Here is a 20,867-nt window from a genome sequence, read left to right on the forward strand (position 1 = left end):
AGCGGGAGACAGGCCTTGGCAGAACGCGACATAGACGACCTGGGCGACGACAAGTCCCTGCTGCTCGTTGACGACGACGAACCGTTCCTGAGGCGCCTGGCCAAGGCCATGGAAAAACGTGGTTTCGAGGTCGAGATGGCAGGCTCTGTTGCGGCGGGATCGGCCATCGCCACGGCGCGGCCCCCGGCCTATGCGGTCGTCGACCTGCGGCTCGAGGACGGCAACGGACTGGACGTGGTGGAGGTGCTGCGCGAGAAGCGGCCCGATTCGCGGATCGTTGTCCTGACGGGCTATGGCGCCATTGCGACGGCGGTCGCCGCGGTCAAGATCGGTGCCACGGATTACCTGTCGAAACCGGCGGATGCGACCGACATCACCAATGCGCTTCTGTCGAAGGGCGACGAACTTCCGCCGCCACCGGAGAACCCGATGAGCGCCGACCGCGTGCGGTGGGAGCACATCCAGAGGGTTTACGAGCTGTGCGACCGCAACGTGTCCGAGACCGCCCGCCGGTTGAACATGCACAGGCGCACCCTGCAGCGGATCCTCGCGAAGCGGTCGCCGCGCTGAGCGACAGCTCGTAGGGCGGGGCTGTGCGCCGCCCGTCCCGAGGTCACAGCAGGCTGATGCGGGACCGGGCGGAGACCGCCTCGTCCTCCAGCGTTTCGATCGACATGATGTGCCAGTCGAGCCCGGTCTGTCCCTTGGCACCGGCATCCTTCAGCGCCAGTTTCGCCGCGCGCGCCTGTTCCGCCGACATCGACAGCGCCTGGGCAACCTCTGCACGGGCTGCCCGGATCTCGTCCAGTCGCCCGGCGTAGGCCTTGCCCGAAATCTCTCCCGCCGCGTGCGCCGCCTTCAGGTCGGCGATTTCCTGGTCTTGCGACTCCAGCAGGCCCGGCATCGTCTCTGTCAGCGTGGCCATCTGCTTCTGCGCCCCGGAAATCGCCGGGGTCACGCGGGACAGGGACACGAGTTCGACCCGTTCCCTAACCTTCCTCTGCCCGACGGCGTTGCCCACCACGGCCCCTGCGGCACCGCCGGCCAGCGCGCCCACCAGACACTTGCCGCCTTCCGACGCCGACACCACGGCCAGGCCGCAGCCGGCGGCTGCGCCGATGGCCGCGCCCTGCATTGTCGTGCGGCGCAGGATGTCCTTGGTCATCTGGTCCAGCGCCCGCGCCTGTTCGACCATCGCGTCGTCCGCCCCGTCCTGCGTCGCCGTGAAGGAGAGCGCCGATGCGTTGCGGCTGACCGACGGCATCTGACCGCATGCGGCTACACTCATGACGATGACGGACAGGACGAGGATCTTGGCAGGCAACACGGGTTCACTCCTTGAGGTATCGAAACAATGCGGGGCCTGGGCCGCGCTTTGTTCGCTATTTCAGGGAAATGGGGCCAGATTTTGACAAAGTGATCCCAATTGAACGGCGTTCTAGGAATGCTCCACAATCAGAGCGGGTATCGCTTCACGATCCGGTCGACCACCCTGCCGTCCTTCCGGGTCACGTCCCCGGGGATCACATGGTCGTCCGCAAACCCCATGTGGCCGTAATACCCGAGGCCGGAGTCGTTGTCTGAGGTGATCCGCGCAAGGATCGCCACCCCGCCCCGCGCCCGGCAGGCGGCCAGTGTGGCATTGAACAACGCCCGGCCCGCGCCTTTGACCGGATCGCGACGGTCGGTGAAACTGCCGATGGAATAGAGCCCGTCGCCAATGTCGAACACGTTCTGGAAACCGACGATGCGGTCGGAGGTCTCCACCACGGTGCTGATGGCGGGGCCGTCGATGAATTCCTCGGTAAAGCTCTGTTCGGTGAACGGTTCCTCGTAGGCGGTCGTGCCCCCCTGCGCGATGGTGAAGTTCACGATCTCCATGCAGGCGGGCATGTCGTCGGCGGTCATCGGTCGGGTCTTCAGCATCAGAGCATGTCCATCAGGCTGGCGTGGCGCGCAGTGAAATCGTGCCGCGCATCGACGGGCGGGCGCAGGCGGATCGACAGGTCGGCGATCATGTCGAGATCGGGCGCGCCGAAGAAACGGTCTGCCTCGGCACGGGTGAAGCCGGCGATTTGCGTCGCCTCCATCCAGGCCGAGATCCGGTCGGCCTTCTTGATCTGCTTCTTCAGCCGCGCTGGCGTGACGGCGGGCAGGCCGAACCGGATGTGGATCGCTGCCGACAACCGCTTGTCCAGTTCCTCGTAGCCGGGACCGACCGCGGCCTTCACCGGGCTGATCATGTCGCCGATCACGTACTCCGGCGCGTCGTGCAACAGTGCCGTCAGCCGTTCTGTCGCGCTGGCCTTCGGACACAGGCGGCCAAAGAGTTCCTCCACCAGCAGCGAATGTTCGGCCACGGAATAGGCGTAGTCGCCATGGGTCTGGCCGTTCCAGCGGGCCACGAAGGCCAGCCCGTGGGCGATGTCTTCGACCTCGATGTCCATGGGGGTCGGGTCCAGCAGGTCGAGCCTGCGTCCGGACAACATCCGTTGCCACGCGCGAGGGGGTTTGGCCATGACGTCTCCGGTGTCCTGTCCTGTGCGCCCTTTGGTTAAGGTTTCGCGGCGGCGGTGTAAATCGGGGGTACTTCGCGGGCAACCGCGCCTGATGAAAGGACTTCTTAACCGCGTTCAGCCTATGCGAGGTACAAGCGCATTGTGTGGCATCCGTCAGGATGGTACCTGCGCCGGGAGGAATTTGGCCCGGTTCCGGGTCGCTCACAGGATGCAGAGGAACTGCAATGTCGCAAGATTACATCGTCAAGGACATTTCGCTGGCCGCCTTCGGTCGCAAGGAATTGGATATCGCCGAGACCGAGATGCCGGGCCTGATGGCCCTTCGCGAGGAGTACGGCGAGGCGAAGCCGCTTGCGGGTGCGCGCATCGTCGGTTCGCTGCACATGACCATCCAGACTGCCGTCCTGATCGAAACGCTCGTGGCGCTTGGCGCCGACGTCCGCTGGGCATCCTGCAACATCTTCTCGACCCAGGACCACGCCGCGGCCGCGATCGCGGAGGCGGGTATCCCCGTCTTCGCCATCAAGGGCCAGTCGCTGGAAGAACACTGGGATTACCTCGACAAGTCCTTCCTCTTCCCGGAAGGCGCGAACATGATCCTCGACGACGGCGGCGACGCGACGCTCTACGTCCTGCTCGGCGCCCGTGCCGAGGCCGGTGAGGACATCATCCCCGTCCCGCAGTCCGAGGAAGAGGCCGTCATCAAGGCGCAGATCAAGAAGCGGATGGAAGCGTCCCCGGGGTGGTTCACCAAGGTGCGCGACGCGATCCAGGGCGTGTCCGAGGAAACCACCACCGGCGTCCACCGCCTGTACGAGCTGCAGAAGGAAGGGCGTCTGCCGTTCCCGGCGATCAACGTGAACGACTCCGTCACCAAGTCGAAGTTCGACAACAAGTATGGCTGCAAGGAATCGCTGGTCGACGGCATCCGCCGCGCCACCGACACGATGATGGCCGGCAAGGTGGCAGTTGTCTGCGGCTACGGTGACGTGGGCAAGGGCTCTGCCGCCTCGCTGCGCGGCGCGGGCGCCCGCGTGAAGGTCACGGAGGCCGACCCGATCTGCGCGCTTCAGGCTGCCATGGACGGGTTCGAGGTCGTGCTGCTTGAAGACGTCGTCGACAGCGCCGACATCTTCATCACCACGACCGGCAACAAGGACGTGATCCGCATCGAGCACATGCGCGAGATGAAGGACATGGCCATTGTCGGCAACATCGGCCATTTCGACAACGAGATCCAGGTCGCCGCGCTGAAGAATCACAAGTGGACCAACATCAAGGAACAGGTGGACATGATCGAGATGCCCTCGGGCAATCGTCTGATCCTGCTGTCCGAAGGTCGCCTGCTGAACCTCGGCAACGCCACCGGGCACCCGTCCTTCGTGATGTCGGCCTCCTTCACCAACCAGGTGCTGGCGCAGATCGAGCTGTGGAAGAACGGCGACAACTACAAGCCGGGCGTCTACATCCTGCCCAAGCACCTCGACGAGAAGGTGGCGCGCCTGCACCTCGGCCGGATCGGCGTCAAGCTGACCCAGCTTTCGGCGGAACAGGCGGCCTACATCGGTGTGAAACCGGAAGGCCCGTTCAAGCCGGAACACTACCGCTACTGACGGCGGGCAGCGGGGCGGAGAATCTCCGCCCTACATCCTGTTGCACCATTTGGAGGCCGCGTCGCGACGCGCCCAGCCTTTGTGTTCCGTGGCGGATCGGGAGCGGTTTCCAACGGTGCATGACCGCGTTTAGGGTGAAGCCGCGGAACGGGACAGGGGGCGGCACATGCGGATCATCGTTTACGGATTGGGCGCCATAGGCGGATGCGTCGCCGGGCTGCTGGCGCGGTCGGGGACAGAGGTCATCGGCATCGCGCGCGGCGCCATGCTCGACGCGGTCCGGGCGGACGGCCTCTGGCTGAAAGGCCATGACCTGGACGAAGCCGTGCCCCTGACCGTGGTCGGCCATCCGACCGAGATCGTCTTCCGCAATGGCGACATGATCCTGATGTGCATGAAGGCGCAGCACATGGCGGGCGCGCTGGAGGATCTGCGCGCAGCGGGTGCCGCCGATCAGCCGCTGTTCTGCCTGCAGAACGGTGTCGTCAACGAGGACATGGCGCTGCGGCTTTTCCCCAAGGTCCATGGCGTCATGGTCTGGATGCCCGCGACCTACATCGATCCCGGGCGCGTGCTCTGCTTTGCCGCTCCGAAGTTCGGAGTGTTCGAGACCGGGCTTTTCCCCGGCGGGCTGGATGCGGATGACGAGCGGTTCGTGGACGCCTTCGACCCGGCGGGCATGGCCGGGTTCACGCATCCGAAGGTGATGGCCTCCAAGTACGGCAAGCTGCTGATGAACCTCGAGAATATCCTGAACGCGGCGATGGGGCCGGAGGCGGAAAAGGGACCGCTTCCCGATCTGATGCGGAAGGAGGCGCTGGCCGTCCTCGACGCTGCCGGGATCGCGTGGGAGGACCGCGCCCAACTGGTGCCGGAACGGCGGGGGCTGGCGCAGATTTCCGACCTTCCGGGCGAGGCGCGGTCGGGCAGTTCCTCGGCGCAGAGCCTGCTGCGCGGCGCCGGATCGATCGAGACGGATTACCTCAACGGCGAGATCACTCGCCTTGGCCGGCTGCATGGCGTGCCGACGCCCGTCAACGCCGCGATGCAGCGGGTGGGGGCGCGCATGGTCCGCGGCGGGTTGCGGCCCGGGGACCTGACCCTGGCCGATCTGATGGCCGAGGTCGGCAACACGGTCTGAGGTCAGGCGCGGCGCTCCTGCGGCACCGCGTCCAGCCAGCGGGCGATCATTTCCAGCAGTTCGATCCTGCGGACGGGCTTAGCCAAGAAATCGGACATGCCCGCTTCGAGGCAGGCGGCCCGATCCTCTGCCATGGCATTGGCGGTCAGCGCGATGATCGGTACGCCGGACGCGCCCGAGGCCCCCTCAAGTTCGCGCATGCGGCGGGTGGCCTCGTAGCCGTTCATCACCGGCATGGAGACGTCCATCAGGACGATGTCCGGCGGGTCGTTGATGTAGCTGGTCACGGCCTCCGCCCCATTGGCGGCGATCTGGAGCGTCACGCCGGTTCCGGCCAGCAGCTTGCGGATCACGAGCTGGTTGGTGGCGTTGTCCTCGGCCAGAAGAATGCGGCGCGCAGAGAAATCCGGCACGCGGGCGGTGGCCCGTGGCGGGACGGGTGACTTGCCGGTCTGAAGCGGGCTTTGGGTGCGGCACAGTTCGCTGGCCAACGTCTCCTGCAAGAGCGGTTTGCGCAGGGCGCCGACGAACCCCTGCTCCTCCAGCGTTTCCATCGGGACATCCCGGTCCGCGCGAAGCATCAGCAGGCAGCCCGGGCTTTCCGGTCCGAGCGACCGGCGCAGCGCGTCGGCCAGCGCCGTGGCCGTCATGTCGGGCAGTTCGTCGGACAGGATCGCAAGCTGGAAGACCGTGCCCTGTTGCGCGTAGGTCCGGGCGAGCGACAGGGCCTCTTCCCCGTTGCGGGCCACCACCGGGCGCAGGCCCATACCGCCCAGAACCGTGCGCAGGGCCGCGCATGTTACTGCCGATGCATCGGTCAGGAGGATGCGTTTGCCCGACAGGTCGCGCCGGGCCATCCGCCAGAACGCGACCTTTCCCGGCGGGGCCTCGGTCCCGGGAAGCGGCAGGCGCAATTCGAAGACGGAGCCCACACCGGGGCGCGACCTGGCCGACAGGCTTCCCCCCATCAGCCGGACCAGCCGGAGCGAGATCGCCAGCCCAAGGCCGGTTCCGTCGTACCGGCGCGTGTGGGTGCTGTCGATCTGGGAGAACTCCTCGAAGATGTGGTCCAGCTTGTCCTCGGCGATGCCGACGCCGGTGTCCGTCACCTTCACGACGATCTGGCCGTCCTCCGACCTGTTCAGCCAGATGTGCACGTTGCCCATGGCGGTGAACTTGACCGCGTTGCCGATGACGTTCAGCAGGCATTGCCGCAGGCGCGTGCTGTCGCCCATGACCATCAGTGGCATTTCCAGTACCGACTCCACGCAGATCTCGACCCCCTTGGCTGCCGCAGCCGGAGAGAACAGCGTGGCCACCTCCTCCACCAGCTTGATCGGATCGAAGGGTTCGGAATGCACCAGCATCTTGCCGGCCTCGATCTTAGAGAAGTCGAGGATGTCGTTGATGATCGCCAGAAGCGCCACGGCAGACGAGGAGATCGTCGAGGTCATGGAGCGTTGCTCGGGGTTCAGCGTGCCCTGTTCCAAGAGTTCGGACATGGCGATGATGCCGTTCATCGGGGTCCGTATCTCGTGGCTCATGTTCGCGAGGAAGGCGGATTTGATGCGCTCCGCCTCCTCCGCGCGCTTGCGGGCATGGTCGAGACCGGCGGCCGTCTTCTTCAGCTGCACCCAGTAGTAAAGTCCGGTGGCGACCGGGATCAGCATGGTGGTCGAGATCAGAAGCGCGACACTCAGCACGAGGTGGCTGTAGAGTTTCGCGATGGCTTCGGACGCGCGCGTGATGTCGATGTAGACCTCGTAGACACCGCGGATCTCGCCATTGAAGCGCACCGGGCTGTAGATCTCCGCGTAGCGTCTGGCGGCGCTGTCGGAGGCGACGATTTCCGTCACGGCCTTTCCGGTCCGCAGCACCTTCCCGGCATTCGACCCTGCATCGGTCTTGTGGGGCATGCGGGTAGGTCCGTTCAGGGAAAACACCGGCTGTCCCCGGCTGTCGAATATCCGGAATTCCAGCACCCCTTCGTCGCGAGCCATCTGCCAGAGGCGGTCGCGGGCCATGGGCGAGGGTGGGTTCCCGTCGAGCAGGGCACGCAGGCCCGTGTACTCTCCCTCTGCATGATGCAGCCAGATGGAGGCCCGTTCCTCCGCACGTGAGACGAGGTCCTGCCGGGCGGCGTCAAGCGCCAGCCGGTTGCCCAGCCAGAGGCTGATCGCCAGCGCGAAGACACAGGCAGAAACGATGTAGACGATGCGGTGCATGCGGTCCTGCGGGCCGTGGGCGGTTGCGCCCTCGATACCGCAGGCCGATTAAGACCTGCTGAACCGCTTCAGCCCACCAGCCGGGAGACGAACCCCTCGCGCAGCACGGCCGGGTCGTAGGCTTTCCGCGAAAAGACTTCCTCGACCATGGGCTCGAAGTGGTCCAGCGGCAGAGTGTCGTAGTCCGGGTCGAAGGACGACTGGTCCCAGCGCTCGCAGAACTCGGCGCAATTGTCGAAACAGGGATGATCCCGGAACCGGTCGCGGGCGTTGCGGTCCCAGCCGTAGTGGTGCGCGTAGTACAGCATCTGGAAGATGCCGTGATGCTCCACCACCCAGGCCACGTCCCAGCGCACGAAGGGGCGGATGACCTCGGCTGACATGCGGTCGTGGTTCTGCGGGGCAAGGCCGTCGCCGATGTCGTGCAGCAGGGCGCCCACGATCCAGTCGAGGTCGGCGCCGTCCCGTTCCGCCCGCGTCGCGGATTGCAGGCCGTGTTCCAGACGTGTGATCCGGTAGCCCTCCAGCGTGACCTCTCCGGCGCGGCGCAGCTCTCCGAGCACGCGGTCGGCGGTCAGCGCGAGGAAGGGCTTCTCCTTCTCCTCCAGCAAGAGATAGTCCTCGCGCGTTCCGTCCTTCATCTGCGTGAAGGTGACGGTACGGGTATCGGTCATCTGCGGCTTCCTTCTGTGACAGGGCCGATGCTGGCAGCGTTTCGGGCGGCGGGCCAGCGGATTTTGGGCCAAGGCACTCGGATCCTCCTCGGGTCATTTTCCTTGCCTGCCCGACCGGAACGGTTAACCATGCCCGACACGGTCGCGAGGGCCGAGAATTCAAGCAAAGTGCGCACAATGCGCCGGGAACGAGGGAGCCTGCTGTCATGGGAAAACGTGACGAACTGATTCAGAAATACGCCGAGGATCTGCGCACCAAATGCGGGATGGAGCCGGACATGGACCTCCTGACCAAGGTGACCATCGGTTGCGGGCCGTCGATCTACAACGCCGATTCCTCCACCGTGGCCTCCAGCCAGCCGGGCGAGCTCGAGACGGTGAAGGACAACTTCCTCGTCAAGAAGCTTGGCCTGAAAGACAGCCCCGACCTGATGGAAGCCATCAACCAGGTGATCGAGACCTACGGCAAGTCCGAGCGCAACAAGTACCGGGCCGTGGTCTATTACATGCTCACCAAGCATTTCGGCAAGGAAGCCGTCTACGGCTGAGCCGGGACGCCTTTGCCTCTGACGCCGCCGCGTGAAACCGGCGGCGTCCGTCATGTCCGATCGGCTTGGGTTTGCCAAAAATTGCCGGGACATCTCGATTGCGGCAGCGGTCACCCGACGCTAGGGTTTCCGTGACATCTGGCCAGAATGGCTGGACCCCAATCCGGTTTCACGTGTGGTGCGTAGGGAGCACGTGGGTGAGAGGGGGGTCCGGTTCGTCCGGCCCCCCGTTTCTTTTCAACTAGGCTTTGCCGTTCAGAAAAGGCTCAGCACGATCCCCATGATCGTACAGGCCAGCGTCGCGTAGCCGCCGTCGATCAGGGTCAGTTTCCGGTCCCGCATCGCGTACATGTTGTTCAGCGCGATCCATGGCGTGATGAAGAACAGGCCGATCCCCAGTCCGCCGACAAGACCGGCGCCGAGCGTCTCGATCCCGCTCAGCACGAAGACGTGGCGCATCATGCCCGCCACGATCAGCTGCATCACGAACCCCAGCCCGTAAATGACCGCGGGCGATCCGCCGCCCTTTGGTCTGCCGTTCTCATCCGTCGGGATGCCGGTGGCCCTGAGCCACGGCTTCGACATGACGTTGTACCAGACCGCCCCGGCGATGAACGCGGCGAGCGTGGCACAGATGACGCTGACAAGGTCCATCAACGATCATTCCCTCCGGTAGTGTGCAGAACCGTTTTGGCCACATCCAGAATTGCAACCTGCCAGGCGCTGTCAACGCCGATCTGCGCGCGCTTCCGGACAGTCGGTCACGCCTTCCAGCGCAAAGAAGTCTTTACTACTGCAACCAGAGATAGATAGTGGGCGGATCGGTGTGTGTATCTTGTTGGCGTCAGCTCTTGCTGGGGCCCGGTTGAAAGTGAGGTTGGTATGCTTTCATTGGAAAAATTCCCAATTCAGGGGTTGGCGGTCATCCGGTGCGAAGGGGCGCTGACCCGAGCCGATGTGTTCGATTGCATCGAAGCGGCGTTCCTTGGCCAGCAGGATCTTCGACGCAACGCCGTGTTCTTCGATCTCTCCGGCATGACGCGCGCCGATATCACCTTCGTCGACTGGCTGGAGGTGTCGCAGCGCCTTCAGGACATCAACGAAGGGGTGCGCCGGGCGCCCGTCAGGGTCGCGGTCTTCGCGCCGGGCGTTCTGGCCTTCGGCGTCGGGCGGATGTGCCAGCAGCTGGTCGAACTCTGTGCGCCGTACGAATTCTGCGTCACGCGGGTCAGGTCGGTGGCGCTTGCCTTTCTCGACCTGAGTGAACTGCCCGCAGCGCCGGAGCCGGAAACCGGGCTGAACGCGATGCTCCGGCGGTTGACCCCGGGATGGCGGGCCGCTCTTGCCCAGGGCGGGGGCGCCTCGAAACCCGACACCGCCTGACACGGGCCGCAGCTGTCAGCCCGTCTTGCCGCCCATTGTACAGATCACGTCCCACTCCGCGGCGGTCACCGGCTGCACGGACAGCCGCGAATTCCGGACCAGAACCATGTCGGCCAGCCGCGGCTCCGCCTTGATCTCGTCGAGCGTGACCGGCCTCGGCAGGGGCTCCACCGCCTTGATGTCCACGCACTCCCATCGGTCGTCGTCGGTGGTGCTGTCGGGATGTGCGGGCGCGCTGACCTCGACGATGCCGACGATCTCCCGGTCTTTCTGGGAGTGGTAGAAGAACCCGAGATCGCCCGGCGTCATCTCACGCATGAAGTTGCGGGCCTGGTAGTTGCGCACGCCGTCCCATTCCTCGCCCGCGTCGCCCTTGGCCACCTGGTCGTCCCACGACCAGGTGGAGGGCTCTGACTTGAACAGCCAGAACTTCATCCGATCACCTTTTTCCAGGCGGTCAGGGTGACGTTCTCGAACAGCCCGGCCTTGGCGTAGGGATCGGAGTCGGCCCAGGCGCGGGCGCTGGCCATGTCCTCGACGTCGAGGATCACCAGCGAACCGGCCAACTCGCCGGCTTCGTCCAGCAGGGGACCGGCCTGCGTCACGACACCCGTCGCCTCGATATAGGCGAGGTGGGCATCACGGTTGTCCTTGCGGGTCTGGAGGTGGCCGGGCTTGTCCCGGGCCATGAGTGCAATGAGCATCGTCATTCTTCCTTGAGTGGTCGTGAAAGCAGGTCGTCCATCGCCTCGCGCACCGTCAGGGCGCCGGTGGTCAGCCGCGCGGTCACGGTGGCGATGGGGGCAGAAAGACCTTTGTCGTCGGCCAGCCGCGCGGCGGCCCGGGCGGTGGCGGCCCCTTCGACCGTGATCTCGGGATCGAAGGCCTCGCCCCGGCCAAGCGACAGGCCGTAGCGGTAGTTCCGCGACAGGTCGGACGTGCAGGTCAGCGTCAGGTCGCCAAGACCGGAGAGCCCGGACAGCGTCTCGGGCCTGGCGCCGAGCTGTTCGGCAAGGCGCATCATCTCGGCGAAGCCGCGCGTCATCAGCGCGGCACGGGCGCTGTCGCCCAGCCCCGCACCGATGCAGGCGCCGCAGGCAATGGCGATCACGTTCTTCAGCGCCCCGCCCAGTTCCGCCCCGGTCACGTCGGTGGTGCGGTACAGACGCAGGGACGAGGTAGAGAGCTGGTGCTGGAGCGTTTGACCGATGGTCTCGTCGGCACAGGCCAGTGTCAGGGCGGTCGGCAGCCCCTTGGCGATGTCGGCGGCAAAACTCGGGCCGGTGAGGACCGCAGGGACCAGGCCGGGTTTCACCTTCTGCGCGGCTTCCGACACACCCAGCCCTGTTTCGAGGTCGATGCCCTTGCAGCACAGCACGAGGGCGCGATCGTCCAGCGGGCTGTCGATGCGCTCCAGAACGCTGCGCAGGGTCTGCGTCGGCACGCTCACCAGGACGGTTTCCGCGTTTGCCGCGGCGTTGAGGTCGGTGGTCGCGCTGACGATATCGGGAAGCTGCACGCCCGGCAGGCGTGGGCTTTCCCGGTGGTCGCGGATGCGCGACACGGCATAGGGATCGCGGGCCCAGAGCGTGACAGGGCGGCCCTCCCGGGCGAGCGTGGTGGCCAGTGCCGTGCCGAAGGCACCGGCGCCCAGGATGGAAATGCTCATGCCTTGGCTCCTTTCCGGCCGTGGCCGATGAGTGGTGCCGCCTGCGTGTCCAGCGGCCAGCGCGGACGGGCGGCAAGCGTCATGTCGTCCTCGGCGCCCGCGGCCAGAAGTTCTGAACCGGCATAGGCGATCATGGCCGCGTTGTCCGTACAAAGTGCCAACGGCGGTGCAGTGAATCTCAGGCCGGTCTCGGTGCAGACGGTCTCCAGCGCACCGCGGATCGCCATGTTGGCCGCGACGCCGCCCGCAACGGCAAGGGCCGGAGCGCCGGGCTGTTCGTCGAGGTACAAGGCGACGGCGCGGCGGGTCTTCTCGGCCAGCGTGTCACGCACCGCCGCCTGGAACCCGGCGCAGAGGTCGGCCCGGTCCTGCCGTGTCAGGCCGTTCTTCTCGGCCACGATCTTGTCGCGCTGGCGCATCAGCGCGGTCTTCAGGCCGGAGAACGACAGGTCGCATCCGGGACGGTCCAGAAGCGGGCGCGGGAAGCGATAGCGGCGCTCGTCCCCCAGCCGTGCCTCTGCCTCTACCGATGGCCCGCCGGGTTGAGGCAGGCCCAGAAGGCGCGCGGTCTTGTCGAAGGCCTCGCCGGGGGCATCGTCGATTGTGCCGCCCAGACGGGTGAAGTCCTGCGCGCCCCGCACGATGAGGAACTGGCAGTGACCGCCCGAGACCAGCAGCATCAGGTAGGGATAGCGCAGCCCGTCTGTCAGCCGTGGCGTCAGCGCGTGCCCGGCAAGGTGGTTCACGCCGACCATGGGTTTGCCCAGTCCGGTCGCCAGCCCCTTGGCCAGCATCACGCCGGACAGCACGCCGCCGATCAGCCCGGGCCCGGCGGTGACGGCAATCGCGTCCACCTCCGACAGCGTAACACCCGCCTGCTCCAGCGCCCGCTCGACGCAGAGGTCGAGCCTTTCGGCATGGGCGCGCGCCGCGATTTCCGGGACCACCCCGCCGAAGTCCGCATGCAGCGCGCTCTGGCCCTCCACCACGGAGGCGAGGATCTCCCGGCCGCGCAGCAGAGCTGCGGCGGTGTCGTCGCAACTGCTTTCCAGCCCGAGGATCAGGGGGTCGTTCATCCGGCGCTCCCGTGGACATGCGTGAGCACAGCGAGTACCACCGGAGAACGCGCCCGACAACGCCAGAGGCCACATGCATGAAACGCTTCCCGTTCTGCTGATGACACGGCCCCGCGCCGCCTCCGAACGATTCGTGGCAGAACTGGACCGGGCGGGTGGGCGCTTCAGGCCGGTCGTGTCGCCGCTGTTCGAGATCGTGCAGACGGAGACCGCGCTGCCGCTGGATGGCGTGAAGGGCCTGATCTTCAGTTCGGTGCATGGCGTGGCGGCATGGAAGGCGCGCGGGCTGAAGCTGCAGATGCCCTGTTACACCGTCGGACAGGCCACGGCGCAGGCGGCGCAGGCCGCCGGTCTGCGCCCGGCCATCGTGCAGCCGACCGCTGCGAGCCTCGTGAAGGAATTGCTGGGGGCGGGGATCGAAGGCCCGCTGCTTCATCTGCACGGGACCCACACGCGCGGGGACATCGCAAGGCGGCTGACTTTTGACGGGCTTTATACCCGCGCCGTTGCGGTCTACGATCAGCCCGAGTTGGCATTGAACGAAACCGCGCGGGCTGCGTTGGTCGGGGACGTGCCGGTCGTCGCTCCGGTGTTTTCTCCCCGGACGGCTTCATTACTGGCGCAGGAAAGGGCAAAAGCGCCGCTTCTTGTCGCGGCAATGAGCGAAGCGGTGGCCTTGGCCCTGCCTCCGCTTCATATAGTGTTTCTGAAGGTCGCGGACCGCCCCGACTCGGGCGCGATGGTGACTGCGGTGCTCGAGACGCTCGACAGGGCGCAGGCGCAGATAAAAGGATCCGGGGCCTCTCCGGACGAAGGTTGAAAGGGTGACAGGACGTGGCAGACACGACTGAGGACAAATCGGCGAAGGAAGAGACCGACGCCGCAACCGAAACCGGACCGGAGGAAGGCCGCAAGACGGACCTGACGCCACAGGAGACGGAAGAGACTGTCGAGACGTCCTCTGACACCGATGCCGCAAAACCTGACGAAGATGCCGGCTCAGAAGGCACGGTAGACGAAACCGGGAACGATGCCTCGATTGACGGCACGGTGGACGAAGCGGCGGCGCCCGAACAGGGTGTGACGCCTGACGATGAAGTTACATCTGAGCAGCCCGCTGTCGTTGCCGACGAACCCACATCCACGGGCGACGAGCCCGCTGCCAGCGACAGCAAGCCCGCGACCGGGATGGTTCCGGTGGCCCCGCAGGCGGAGAAGAAGTCCGGCGGTTTCGTTCCGATGCTGCTGGGGGGCGTGATCGCCGCCGGCCTCGGCTACGGCGCCGCCTATTACGGACTGACGGCGGGCGGCCCCGAGGAGCCCGATCCCTTCTTCGCCGAAACCCGTGCCGCCCTGTCCGACCAGGGCGCTGAACTGGAACGTCTGTCTGCCGGTGCCGATAGCTCTCGCAGCGATCTGGATGCCATCCGGGCGCAGGTCGAAGGCATCGACCTGTCCGCCCTCGAAGGCGGTCTGACGGCGGTGCAGTCGGCGCTGAACGACATCGACAGCCGGATCACCGGGATGGGCGACGAGATGGCGGCTATCGACGGACGCCTGACCGCTCTGGAAAAGCGTCCGATCGAAGAGTCTGTCTCTCCCGAAGCGATTGCCGCCTATGAGCGTGAACTCGACGCCCTCCGCGACGAGGTGACCGCACAGAAAGAGGCGTTGGAGGCCGAGAAGGCCGCCCTGAGCCAGCAGATCGAGGCGCAGACCGCCGAGATGGAGCGTGTCCTGTCGGAAGCGCAGGCACTGGAGACCAGCGCCGAGGATCAGGCCCGCCTGGCCGAGAACCGCGCCGCGCTGGCCGATCTGACGGCGCGCGTGCAGGACGGACGCCCGTTCTCCGAGCCGGTCAACATCCTGACGACAAACGGCGTCTCGGTCCCCGGCGCGCTGGAGGCGACGGCAGGCGATGGGGTTCCCTCGATCCCGACGCTGGCCGAAAGCTTCCCGGACGCGGCGCGCGATGCGCTGGCCGCGGCCCGCAGGGCTCCGGCCGCGGACGGCGAGGAGGGCGGCGGCGGGTTCGCCAGCTTCCTGACCAGCCAGATGGGCGCACGCTCTGTCGTACCGAAGGAAGGCAACTCCGCCGACGCGATCCTTTCGCGCGCGGAAGCGGCCATCAAGGGGGGTGACCTGCAGACCGCGCTTGCGGAACTGGAGGCGCTGCCGGAGGAGGCGAAGGCCGCGATGTCCGACTGGATCGCGCTGGCCCAGTTGCGTGCAGACGCGCTCGCCGGGGCGGACTCGCTCGCCCAGGAACTGAACCAGCAATAAGGGTCCGGAAATCATGTTGTGGTCACTGATAAAGATCGTCGTATTCGTCGTCATCGTGGCGGCGCTGACCCTGGGGCTGGGGTATCTCATCGAAGCGGACGGCACCGGGCTGGCGCAGGCACGCATCACCCTGAACGGCGTGGAATACACGCTGACCCCGGTGATGATGGTCATCGGCGCGATGGTCCTGTTGCTGGGGGTCTGGCTGCTGCTGAAGCTCGCCAGCCTGCTGGTTGCCCTGCTGCGGTTCATCAACGGCGATGAAACCGCCCTGTCGCGCCACTTCCACCGCAACCGGGAGCGCAAGGGCTACGAGGCGCTGTCGGACGGCATGATGGCGCTCGCCTCGGGCGAGGGCCGCCTCGCCATCGCCAAGGCGCAGAAGGCAGAGAAGTACCTGCACAAGCCGGAACTGACCGACCTCGTTACCGCACAGGCTGCCGAGATGATGGGCGACCGCAAGAAGGCAGAAGAGACCTACAAGAAGCTGCTGACCCGCGACGGTACCCGTTTCGTCGGTATCCGGGGGATCATGAAGCAGAAGCTGGCCTCGGGCGACACCGACACCGCGCTGCAACTGGCCGAACGCGCCTTTGCGCTGAAGCCCAAGCACGAGGAAGTGCAGGACACGCTCCTCCAGCTTCAAGCGGAGAAGGCCGACTGGTCCGGCGCCCGCAAGACCCTTCAGGCCAAGCTGAAGCACGGCACCCTGCCGCGCGACGTCTACAAGCGGCGTGACGCGGTGCTGGCGCTGAGCCAAGCGACGGAGATCGAGAACCGGGACGAAAGCATCGCCGCCGCCGAGAAGGCGATCGAGGCGAACCGCAACTCTCCGGACCTCGTGCCTGCCGCCGCGAAAGCCGCCCGCGCCTACATCGCCCAGAACCGCCCGCGCAACGCGATCCGCGTGCTCAAGAAGGCGTGGGAAAGCCATCCGCACCCGGATCTCGCCGCGGCCTACGCCGAGATCGAGCCGAACGAGACGCCGGACGAACGCATCAAGCGGTTCGTGCCGCTGACCCGGATCAACCCGGACCACCGCGAGACCCGTCTTCTGAAGGCGGAACTGAACCTCGCGGCGGAACACTTCCCCGAAGCGCGCCGCTCGCTGGGGGATCTGGTGGAGAAGGAGCCGGACGCCCGTGTCCTGGCGATCATGGCAGCCATCGAGAAGGGCGAAGGCGCGCCCGACCAGGTGGTGCGCGGCTGGCTGGCGAAGGCGGTCACCGCCCCGCGCGGCCCGCAGTGGGTCTGCGATAACTGCAAGACCATCCACGGCGAATGGCGCCCGACCTGCACCAACTGCGGGGCCTTCGACACGCTGGCGTGGAAAACCCCGACCCAGTCGGAGGTCGTGCTTCCCGCACAGGCCAACATGCTGCCGCTGATCATCGGCGCGCTGGAGGACAAGGCGCCCGCCAAGGACCCCGCCGTCGTGCCCGAAGCCACCCCCGGCATGATCGACGTCAGCCCGGTGGAGCGCAAACCGAAGGCGCCCGACGCCACGGAGCCCGCCGACGCGGAGATCCTTGGAGAGCCGAACGAGGCCGCCCGCGCCGAAGCGGCCGCCGGATCAAAATAGGCCTTCCCCTCGGTCGGGCGGCCTGCTAATAGGCCGCCCACCAGATGCCGGTGTAGCTCAGCTGGTAGAGCACGTCATTCGTAATGATGGGGTCGGGGGTTCGAGTCCCTTCACCGGCACCACTTCCCTCCCGGAGCTTGCCGGGATCATGAAGAAGCCCCCGATCCGGGGGCTTTTCGCGTTTCAGAGGCTGCGTTGGCTCAGTGCTGGCGCGCCTTCAGTTGCAGGCGGCGGCGGTGCAGGACGGGCTCGGTGTAGCCGGAGGGCTGCTTGCGCCCGTCGAACACCAGGTCGCAGGCCGCCTTGAACGCGATGCCATCGAAGCCCGGCGCCATCGGTACGTAGTTCGGGTCCTCGGCGTTCTGGCGATCCACCACCTCGGCCATCTGCTTCATGATCTCCTCGACCTCGTCGTTCGAGACCACCCCGTGATGTAGCCAGTTCGCGATGTGCTGGGCGGAGATCCGGCAGGTGGCGCGGTCTTCCATCAGGCCCACGTCGTTGATGTCCGGCACCTTCGAGCAGCCGACACCCTGGTCGATCCAGCGCACCACGTAGCCGAGGATGCCCTGAGCGTTGTTCTCCACCTCGCGGCGGATCTGCTTGCGGGTCCACTGGCGGTAGGCAGCCAGCGGGATGTCCAGCAGGGCGTCGACATAGGCGCGGCGTCCACCCTTCGCCAGTTCCGCCTGCACCGCCATCACGTCGACCTTGTGGTAATGCGTGGCGTGCAGCGTCGCGGCCGTGGGCGAAGGCACCCAGGCGCAGGTCGCCCCGGCGCGCGGGTGTTCGATCTTCTGTTCCAGCATCGCGGCCATCTTGTCCGGCACGGCCCACATGCCCTTGCCGATCTGCGCCTTGCCCGACAGCCCGCATTCAAGGCCGATGTCGACGTTCTGGTTCTCGTAGGCGGTGATCCACGACTTGCGTTTGATGAAGTCCTTCCGAGAGAACGGCCCGGCCTCCATCGAGGTGTGGATCTCGTCCCCCGTGCGGTCGAGGAAGCCGGTGTTGATGAAGCAGACGCGGTGGCGGGCGGCGCGGATGCAGGCCTTCAGGTTGACCGAGGTGCGCCGCTCTTCGTCCATGATGCCCAGCTTGACCGTGTACTGCGGCAGGCCCAGGACCTTCTCGACATGGGTGAAGATCGCGTCGGTGAAGGCCACTTCCTCCGGACCGTGCATCTTCGGTTTCACCACGTAGACCGACCCTTCGACGGAGTTGCGCGGCCCTGCCGTCTTCTTCAGGTCGTGCATGGCGATGAGCGTGGTGAACATCGCGTCCATCAGACCTTCGTAGATCTCGCCACCGTCGCGGTCGAGGATCGCCGGGTTGGTCATCAGGTGGCCGACGTTGCGCACCAGGAGCAGCGCGCGCCCCTTCAGGGTGATCTCCGACCCGTCCGGTGCGGTGTAGGTCCGGTCGCCGTGCAGGCGGCGGGTCATCTGCTTGCCGCCCTTCTCGAACGTGTCATCCAGATCGCCCTTCATCAGGCCGAGCCAGTTGCGGTACGCAAGCGTCTTGTCCTCCGCATCGACGCAGGCCACCGAATCCTCGCAGTCGATGATCGCGGAGATTGCGGATTCGAGCTGCACGTCCGCCAGGCCGGAGGGCGTCTGGCTGCCGATGGGGTGGCTGGCATCAAAGACCAGTTCCACGTGAAGCCCGTTGTTTTTCAGGAGGATCGCGGTGGGTGCGTCGGGATCGCCCTTGTAGCCGGCAAAGGCCTCCGGCGTCTTCAGGGCGGACCCGTCAACCTCAAGCGCGCCGTCCTTCACAACGTAGCTTGTGGCCTTCGCGTGGCTGGTGGCGGTCAGCGGGAATATCTCGTCGAGGAACACGGCGGCGCGCGCCACGACGCGAGCGCCGCGCCCGTCGTCGAATCCGCCCGGCGGCGGCAGGACACCCATCGCATCCGTGCCGTACAGACAATCGTAGAAGCTGCCCCAGCGCGCGTTCGCCGCGTTCAGCACGAAGCGGGCGTTTGTCACCGGCACGACAAGCTGCGGCCCGGGCACGGTGGCAATCTCCGGGTCGACGTTTGCGGTCTCGATTGTGAAATCGCCGCCCTCGGGCACGATATAGCCGATCTGTTCGAGGAACCCCTTGTAGGCGACCCGGTTGTGCGGCGCGCTGCGGCGCTCCTTGTGCCAGGTGTCCAGTTGTTTCTGGATCGTCTCGCGCTTTTCCAGCAGCGCGCGGTTCTGCGGGCCGAAGTCATGCACCAGGGCCGAGAGGCCGGACCACAGGTCTGCGGCGTCGATCCCGGTGCCGGGCAGGACCTCCTCCTCGACAAAGCGTTTCAGCCCGGCGTCGATGGACAGGCCTTCGGTGTCGATACGGGGCGCGGCGGTCTGGTCAGGCACGGATGTTCCTCTTTCTGGTCGTGGAGCGGCTTTGCATGCCACAGTGTGCAGAATGGTGCATTGTTCGGCCGTCGCCAATGGGTCGCTGTCTGCGCGCGGCAAAATCCTCGGGTCGAAAGCGCCGAAACGGGCAGTTGCGCGGCGCAGGGAGATTGTCAGCCGGGCGCCAAGGGGGCGATCGCCCATCGCCTGCGCGACCTGACGTGGCCGGACGCCCGGCCCCCAGCTTTCCCTTGCCATGGCCGACGCCCTGCGGGACAACGCAACCGACACACGAACGGAGTAAAGACATGGCGCCAAAGTTCGGAACAAGCGGCCTGCGCGGCCTCGTGGTGGAGCTGACCGAAGACCTGGTGCACGACTACGTGTCGGCGTTCCTTGCGTCCTGCCCGCATGGCGGCTCGGTGCATGTGGGCCGGGACCTGCGCCCCTCCTCTCCTCAGATCGCGGGCTGGGTGATCGACGCGGTGCGCGCCGCCGGGCTGGAGGTGGTCGATTGCGGTGCGCTTCCGACGCCCGCGCTGGCACTGTCCTCGCTGGAGGCCGGGGCGGCGGCGGTCATGGTCACCGGCTCCCATATCCCGGCGGACCGCAACGGACTGAAGTTCTACGTGCCAACGGGCGAGATTTCCAAGGCCGACGAGACCCGGATCAACGCGGCCCTCGGGCAGCCCCGGGCATCCGGCGGGCAGGGCGATCTTGCGGTGGCCGACGCGCAGGGCGCTTACAGGGCGCGCTACGTGTCCGCCTTTGGCCGGTGCCTCGACGGCCTGACCGTGGGCGTCTACCAGCACAGCTCCGTGGCGCGCGACCTGATGATGGAGGTGTTCGAGGCGCTGGGTGCCACGACCGTCGCCATCGCCCGCTCCGACACCTTCATCCCCGTCGATACGGAGGCACTGGACCCCGAAACCAAGGAGCTGTTCGCAGGGTGGTTCGGCGCGCACGGGCTGGATGTCCTCGTCTCGACCGATGGCGACGCCGATCGGCCCATGGTGGTCGATGACGCGCAGCGGGTTGTGCCGGGCGACGTGCTGGGCGCGCTGACGGCGCAGGCGCTGGGGGCAAAGGTGGTCTGCACGCCGGTGTCCTCGAACTCCATGATCTCCGACGCGGGTTTCGGTTTCGACCGGGTGGAGCGGACGAAGATCGGTTCGCCCTTCGTCATCGCCGCGATGGAAGAGGCGCTGGCCAATGATCCCGCCGCGCGTGTCGCAGGCTACGAGGCGAACGGCGGTTTCCTTCTGGGGTTCACCGCCGACGCGCCTGCCGGTGCGCTGAAGCCGCTGATGACCCGCGACTGCCTGCTGCCCATCGTGGCACCGCTGGCCGCGGCGCAGGCAGAGGGCGTGACCCTGTCGGCCCTGTGGGACGCGCTTCCGGCGGTGTTTACCGCCGCCGACCGCATCCAAGGGATCGAGACGGACGTGTCTAAGGCCTTCATCGCGGAACTCAGGGGCTCTGCCGAGGCGCGGGCGGCGTTCTTCGACGGCTACGGGACCGAGGCATCGGTGGACGAAACCGACGGCCTGCGCACGACCTTCACCGATGGCAGCGTGGTGCACCTGCGCCCCTCCGGCAATGCCCCGGAATTCCGCTGCTACGCCGAAGCGGCGACCCGCGATGCAGCCGAAGCGCTGGTCACCAAAACGCTCGGAAAGCTGCGCGACCGGCTGGCTTGACGCGGGCGCGAGGGCGCCGAAGAAAGGACTGCGCGCCCCGGGTGCGTTGACAAACACCTGCGCGCCGCCCAAGGGTCTGCACCGAACGGCGGGCAGTTTGGGAGTG

At 66.5% G+C, this 20,867-nt stretch carries 20 protein-coding genes and 1 tRNA gene; 10 read left to right on the top strand and 11 right to left on the bottom strand.

All coding sequences use genetic code 11. The annotated features are described in order from the left end of the window. The first annotated feature begins 15 nt into the window (after positions 1-15). Positions 16-570 (top strand): ActR/PrrA/RegA family redox response regulator transcription factor, encoded by a 555-nt coding sequence (locus CDO87_RS10645; protein ID WP_005864075.1) that lies wholly within the window; start codon positions 16-18, stop codon positions 568-570. 43 nt (positions 571-613) lie between these two features. Here CDO87_RS10645 and CDO87_RS10650 read toward each other — a convergent pair whose 3' ends face one another. From CDO87_RS10650 to CDO87_RS10660, 3 genes are all read right to left on the bottom strand, one after another. Beyond that, positions 614-1,327 (bottom strand): hypothetical protein, encoded by a 714-nt coding sequence (locus CDO87_RS10650; protein ID WP_100928758.1) that lies wholly within the window; start codon positions 1,325-1,327, stop codon positions 614-616. A 128-nt stretch (positions 1,328-1,455) separates the two neighbouring features. Further along, on the bottom strand, positions 1,456-1,926 hold the full coding sequence (locus tag CDO87_RS10655; RefSeq protein ID WP_157814966.1) for a GNAT family N-acetyltransferase: 471 nt from the start codon (positions 1,924-1,926) through the stop codon (positions 1,456-1,458). After that, on the bottom strand, positions 1,926-2,519 hold the full coding sequence (locus CDO87_RS10660) for an HD family hydrolase (RefSeq protein ID WP_100928760.1): 594 nt from the start codon (positions 2,517-2,519) through the stop codon (positions 1,926-1,928). The genes CDO87_RS10655 and CDO87_RS10660 overlap by 1 nt, the downstream gene beginning before the upstream one ends. A 224-nt stretch (positions 2,520-2,743) precedes the next feature. On the opposite strand from CDO87_RS10660, the gene ahcY reads away from it, so the two are divergent. Then, positions 2,744-4,132, top strand: coding sequence for an adenosylhomocysteinase (gene ahcY / locus CDO87_RS10665; RefSeq protein ID WP_100928761.1), 1,389 nt, complete (start codon positions 2,744-2,746; stop codon positions 4,130-4,132). A 166-nt stretch (positions 4,133-4,298) separates the two neighbouring features. Then, positions 4,299-5,273, top strand: a complete 975-nt coding sequence (locus tag CDO87_RS10670) for a ketopantoate reductase family protein (RefSeq protein WP_100928762.1) — start codon at positions 4,299-4,301, stop codon at positions 5,271-5,273. Positions 5,274-5,275: 2 nt separating this feature from the next. Here CDO87_RS10670 and CDO87_RS10675 read toward each other — a convergent pair whose 3' ends face one another. Both CDO87_RS10675 and CDO87_RS10680 read right to left on the bottom strand, forming a co-directional pair. Further along, the gene (locus CDO87_RS10675; protein ID WP_100928763.1) at positions 5,276-7,498 is read right to left on the bottom strand and encodes a response regulator; all 2,223 of its coding nucleotides are present in this window, start codon (positions 7,496-7,498) and stop codon (positions 5,276-5,278) included. A gap of 68 nt (positions 7,499-7,566) precedes the next feature. Then, positions 7,567-8,139 (bottom strand): HD domain-containing protein, encoded by a 573-nt coding sequence (locus CDO87_RS10680; protein ID WP_100930923.1) that lies wholly within the window; start codon positions 8,137-8,139, stop codon positions 7,567-7,569. A gap of 239 nt (positions 8,140-8,378) precedes the next feature. Between CDO87_RS10680 and CDO87_RS10685 the strand changes: the two genes are divergently transcribed. After that, positions 8,379-8,720, top strand: a complete 342-nt coding sequence (locus tag CDO87_RS10685; RefSeq protein ID WP_100928764.1) for a DUF2853 family protein — start codon at positions 8,379-8,381, stop codon at positions 8,718-8,720. A gap of 255 nt (positions 8,721-8,975) precedes the next feature. On the opposite strand, the gene CDO87_RS10690 is transcribed toward CDO87_RS10685, so the two are convergent. Next, positions 8,976-9,374: a DUF1761 domain-containing protein gene (locus tag CDO87_RS10690; RefSeq protein ID WP_100928765.1), complete on the bottom strand. Its 399-nt coding sequence runs from the start codon at positions 9,372-9,374 to the stop codon at positions 8,976-8,978. A gap of 228 nt (positions 9,375-9,602) precedes the next feature. On the opposite strand from CDO87_RS10690, the gene CDO87_RS10695 reads away from it, so the two are divergent. Continuing rightward, positions 9,603-10,103, top strand: coding sequence for a hypothetical protein (locus tag CDO87_RS10695; protein ID WP_157814967.1), 501 nt, complete (start codon positions 9,603-9,605; stop codon positions 10,101-10,103). Between the two features lie 15 nt (positions 10,104-10,118). Here the strand turns inward: CDO87_RS10695 and CDO87_RS10700 are convergent, their stop codons facing one another. From CDO87_RS10700 to tsaD, 4 genes are read right to left on the bottom strand one after another with little or no spacing between them, the layout of a single operon-like run. Then, entirely contained in the window at positions 10,119-10,538 is a 420-nt protein-coding gene (locus tag CDO87_RS10700; protein ID WP_100928767.1) for an EVE domain-containing protein, read from the bottom strand. Next, positions 10,535-10,807, bottom strand: a complete 273-nt coding sequence (locus CDO87_RS10705) for a YciI family protein (protein WP_100928768.1) — start codon at positions 10,805-10,807, stop codon at positions 10,535-10,537. Before CDO87_RS10705 ends, CDO87_RS10700 begins: the two co-directional genes overlap by 4 nt. Positions 10,808-10,809: 2 nt before the next feature. Next, positions 10,810-11,772: an NAD(P)H-dependent glycerol-3-phosphate dehydrogenase gene (locus CDO87_RS10710; RefSeq protein ID WP_100928769.1), complete on the bottom strand. Its 963-nt coding sequence runs from the start codon at positions 11,770-11,772 to the stop codon at positions 10,810-10,812. Continuing rightward, positions 11,769-12,848 carry a tRNA (adenosine(37)-N6)-threonylcarbamoyltransferase complex transferase subunit TsaD gene (gene tsaD, locus CDO87_RS10715; RefSeq protein ID WP_100928770.1) on the bottom strand — a complete coding sequence of 360 codons (1,080 nt, stop codon included), beginning with the start codon at positions 12,846-12,848 and terminating at the stop codon, positions 11,769-11,771. Before tsaD ends, CDO87_RS10710 begins: the two co-directional genes overlap by 4 nt. 73 nt (positions 12,849-12,921) lie before the next feature. On the opposite strand from tsaD, the gene CDO87_RS10720 reads away from it, so the two are divergent. From CDO87_RS10720 to CDO87_RS10735, 4 genes are all read left to right on the top strand, one after another. After that, entirely contained in the window at positions 12,922-13,668 is a 747-nt protein-coding gene (locus CDO87_RS10720; protein ID WP_100928771.1) for a uroporphyrinogen-III synthase, read from the top strand. A gap of 14 nt (positions 13,669-13,682) precedes the next feature. Next, positions 13,683-15,131 carry a COG4223 family protein gene (locus CDO87_RS10725; RefSeq protein WP_100928772.1) on the top strand — a complete coding sequence of 483 codons (1,449 nt, stop codon included), beginning with the start codon at positions 13,683-13,685 and terminating at the stop codon, positions 15,129-15,131. Between the two features lie 13 nt (positions 15,132-15,144). Then, on the top strand, positions 15,145-16,713 hold the full coding sequence (locus CDO87_RS10730; RefSeq protein ID WP_198521863.1) for a heme biosynthesis protein HemY: 1,569 nt from the start codon (positions 15,145-15,147) through the stop codon (positions 16,711-16,713). A 46-nt stretch (positions 16,714-16,759) separates the two neighbouring features. Then, positions 16,760-16,835 (top strand) — tRNA-Thr (locus CDO87_RS10735). A gap of 78 nt (positions 16,836-16,913) precedes the next feature. Here the strand turns inward: CDO87_RS10735 and CDO87_RS10740 are convergent. Then, positions 16,914-19,079, bottom strand: a complete 2,166-nt coding sequence (locus tag CDO87_RS10740; RefSeq protein WP_100928773.1) for a malate synthase G — start codon at positions 19,077-19,079, stop codon at positions 16,914-16,916. Between the two features lie 290 nt (positions 19,080-19,369). Here CDO87_RS10740 and CDO87_RS10745 point away from each other — a divergent pair, with 290 nt between their 5' ends. Beyond that, a complete protein-coding gene (locus tag CDO87_RS10745) occupies positions 19,370-20,761 on the top strand; it encodes a phosphomannomutase (RefSeq protein WP_100928774.1) in 1,392 nt (463 codons plus the stop codon). The last annotated feature ends 106 nt before the right edge of the window (positions 20,762-20,867 follow it).

It is taken from the genome of Sagittula sp. P11 (genome assembly GCF_002814095.1).
In the GTDB taxonomy this organism is placed as follows: domain Bacteria; phylum Pseudomonadota; class Alphaproteobacteria; order Rhodobacterales; family Rhodobacteraceae; genus Sagittula.

Excerpts from the sequence above, each read along its gene's own strand:
- CDO87_RS10685 (WP_100928764.1), top strand. The coding sequence starts at position 8,379 with ATGGGAAAACGTGACGAACTGATTCAGAAATACGCCGAGGATCTGCGC.
- CDO87_RS10730 (WP_198521863.1), top strand. The coding sequence starts at position 15,145 with ATGTTGTGGTCACTGATAAAGATCGTCGTATTCGTCGTCATCGTGGCG.
- CDO87_RS10695 (WP_157814967.1), top strand. The coding sequence starts at position 9,603 with ATGCTTTCATTGGAAAAATTCCCAATTCAGGGGTTGGCGGTCATCCGG.
- ahcY (WP_100928761.1), top strand. The coding sequence starts at position 2,744 with ATGTCGCAAGATTACATCGTCAAGGACATTTCGCTGGCCGCCTTCGGT.
- CDO87_RS10660 (WP_100928760.1), bottom strand. The coding sequence starts at position 2,519 with ATGGCCAAACCCCCTCGCGCGTGGCAACGGATGTTGTCCGGACGCAGG.
- CDO87_RS10745 (WP_100928774.1), top strand. The coding sequence starts at position 19,370 with ATGGCGCCAAAGTTCGGAACAAGCGGCCTGCGCGGCCTCGTGGTGGAG.
- CDO87_RS10655 (WP_157814966.1), bottom strand. The coding sequence starts at position 1,926 with ATGCTGAAGACCCGACCGATGACCGCCGACGACATGCCCGCCTGCATG.
- CDO87_RS10675 (WP_100928763.1), bottom strand. The coding sequence starts at position 7,498 with ATGCACCGCATCGTCTACATCGTTTCTGCCTGTGTCTTCGCGCTGGCG.
- CDO87_RS10720 (WP_100928771.1), top strand. The coding sequence starts at position 12,922 with ATGCATGAAACGCTTCCCGTTCTGCTGATGACACGGCCCCGCGCCGCC.
- CDO87_RS10690 (WP_100928765.1), bottom strand. The coding sequence starts at position 9,374 with ATGGACCTTGTCAGCGTCATCTGTGCCACGCTCGCCGCGTTCATCGCC.
- CDO87_RS10670 (WP_100928762.1), top strand. The coding sequence starts at position 4,299 with ATGCGGATCATCGTTTACGGATTGGGCGCCATAGGCGGATGCGTCGCC.
- CDO87_RS10705 (WP_100928768.1), bottom strand. The coding sequence starts at position 10,807 with ATGCTCATTGCACTCATGGCCCGGGACAAGCCCGGCCACCTCCAGACC.
- CDO87_RS10680 (WP_100930923.1), bottom strand. The coding sequence starts at position 8,139 with ATGAAGGACGGAACGCGCGAGGACTATCTCTTGCTGGAGGAGAAGGAG.
- CDO87_RS10710 (WP_100928769.1), bottom strand. The coding sequence starts at position 11,772 with ATGAGCATTTCCATCCTGGGCGCCGGTGCCTTCGGCACGGCACTGGCC.
- CDO87_RS10700 (WP_100928767.1), bottom strand. The coding sequence starts at position 10,538 with ATGAAGTTCTGGCTGTTCAAGTCAGAGCCCTCCACCTGGTCGTGGGAC.
- tsaD (WP_100928770.1), bottom strand. The coding sequence starts at position 12,848 with ATGAACGACCCCCTGATCCTCGGGCTGGAAAGCAGTTGCGACGACACC.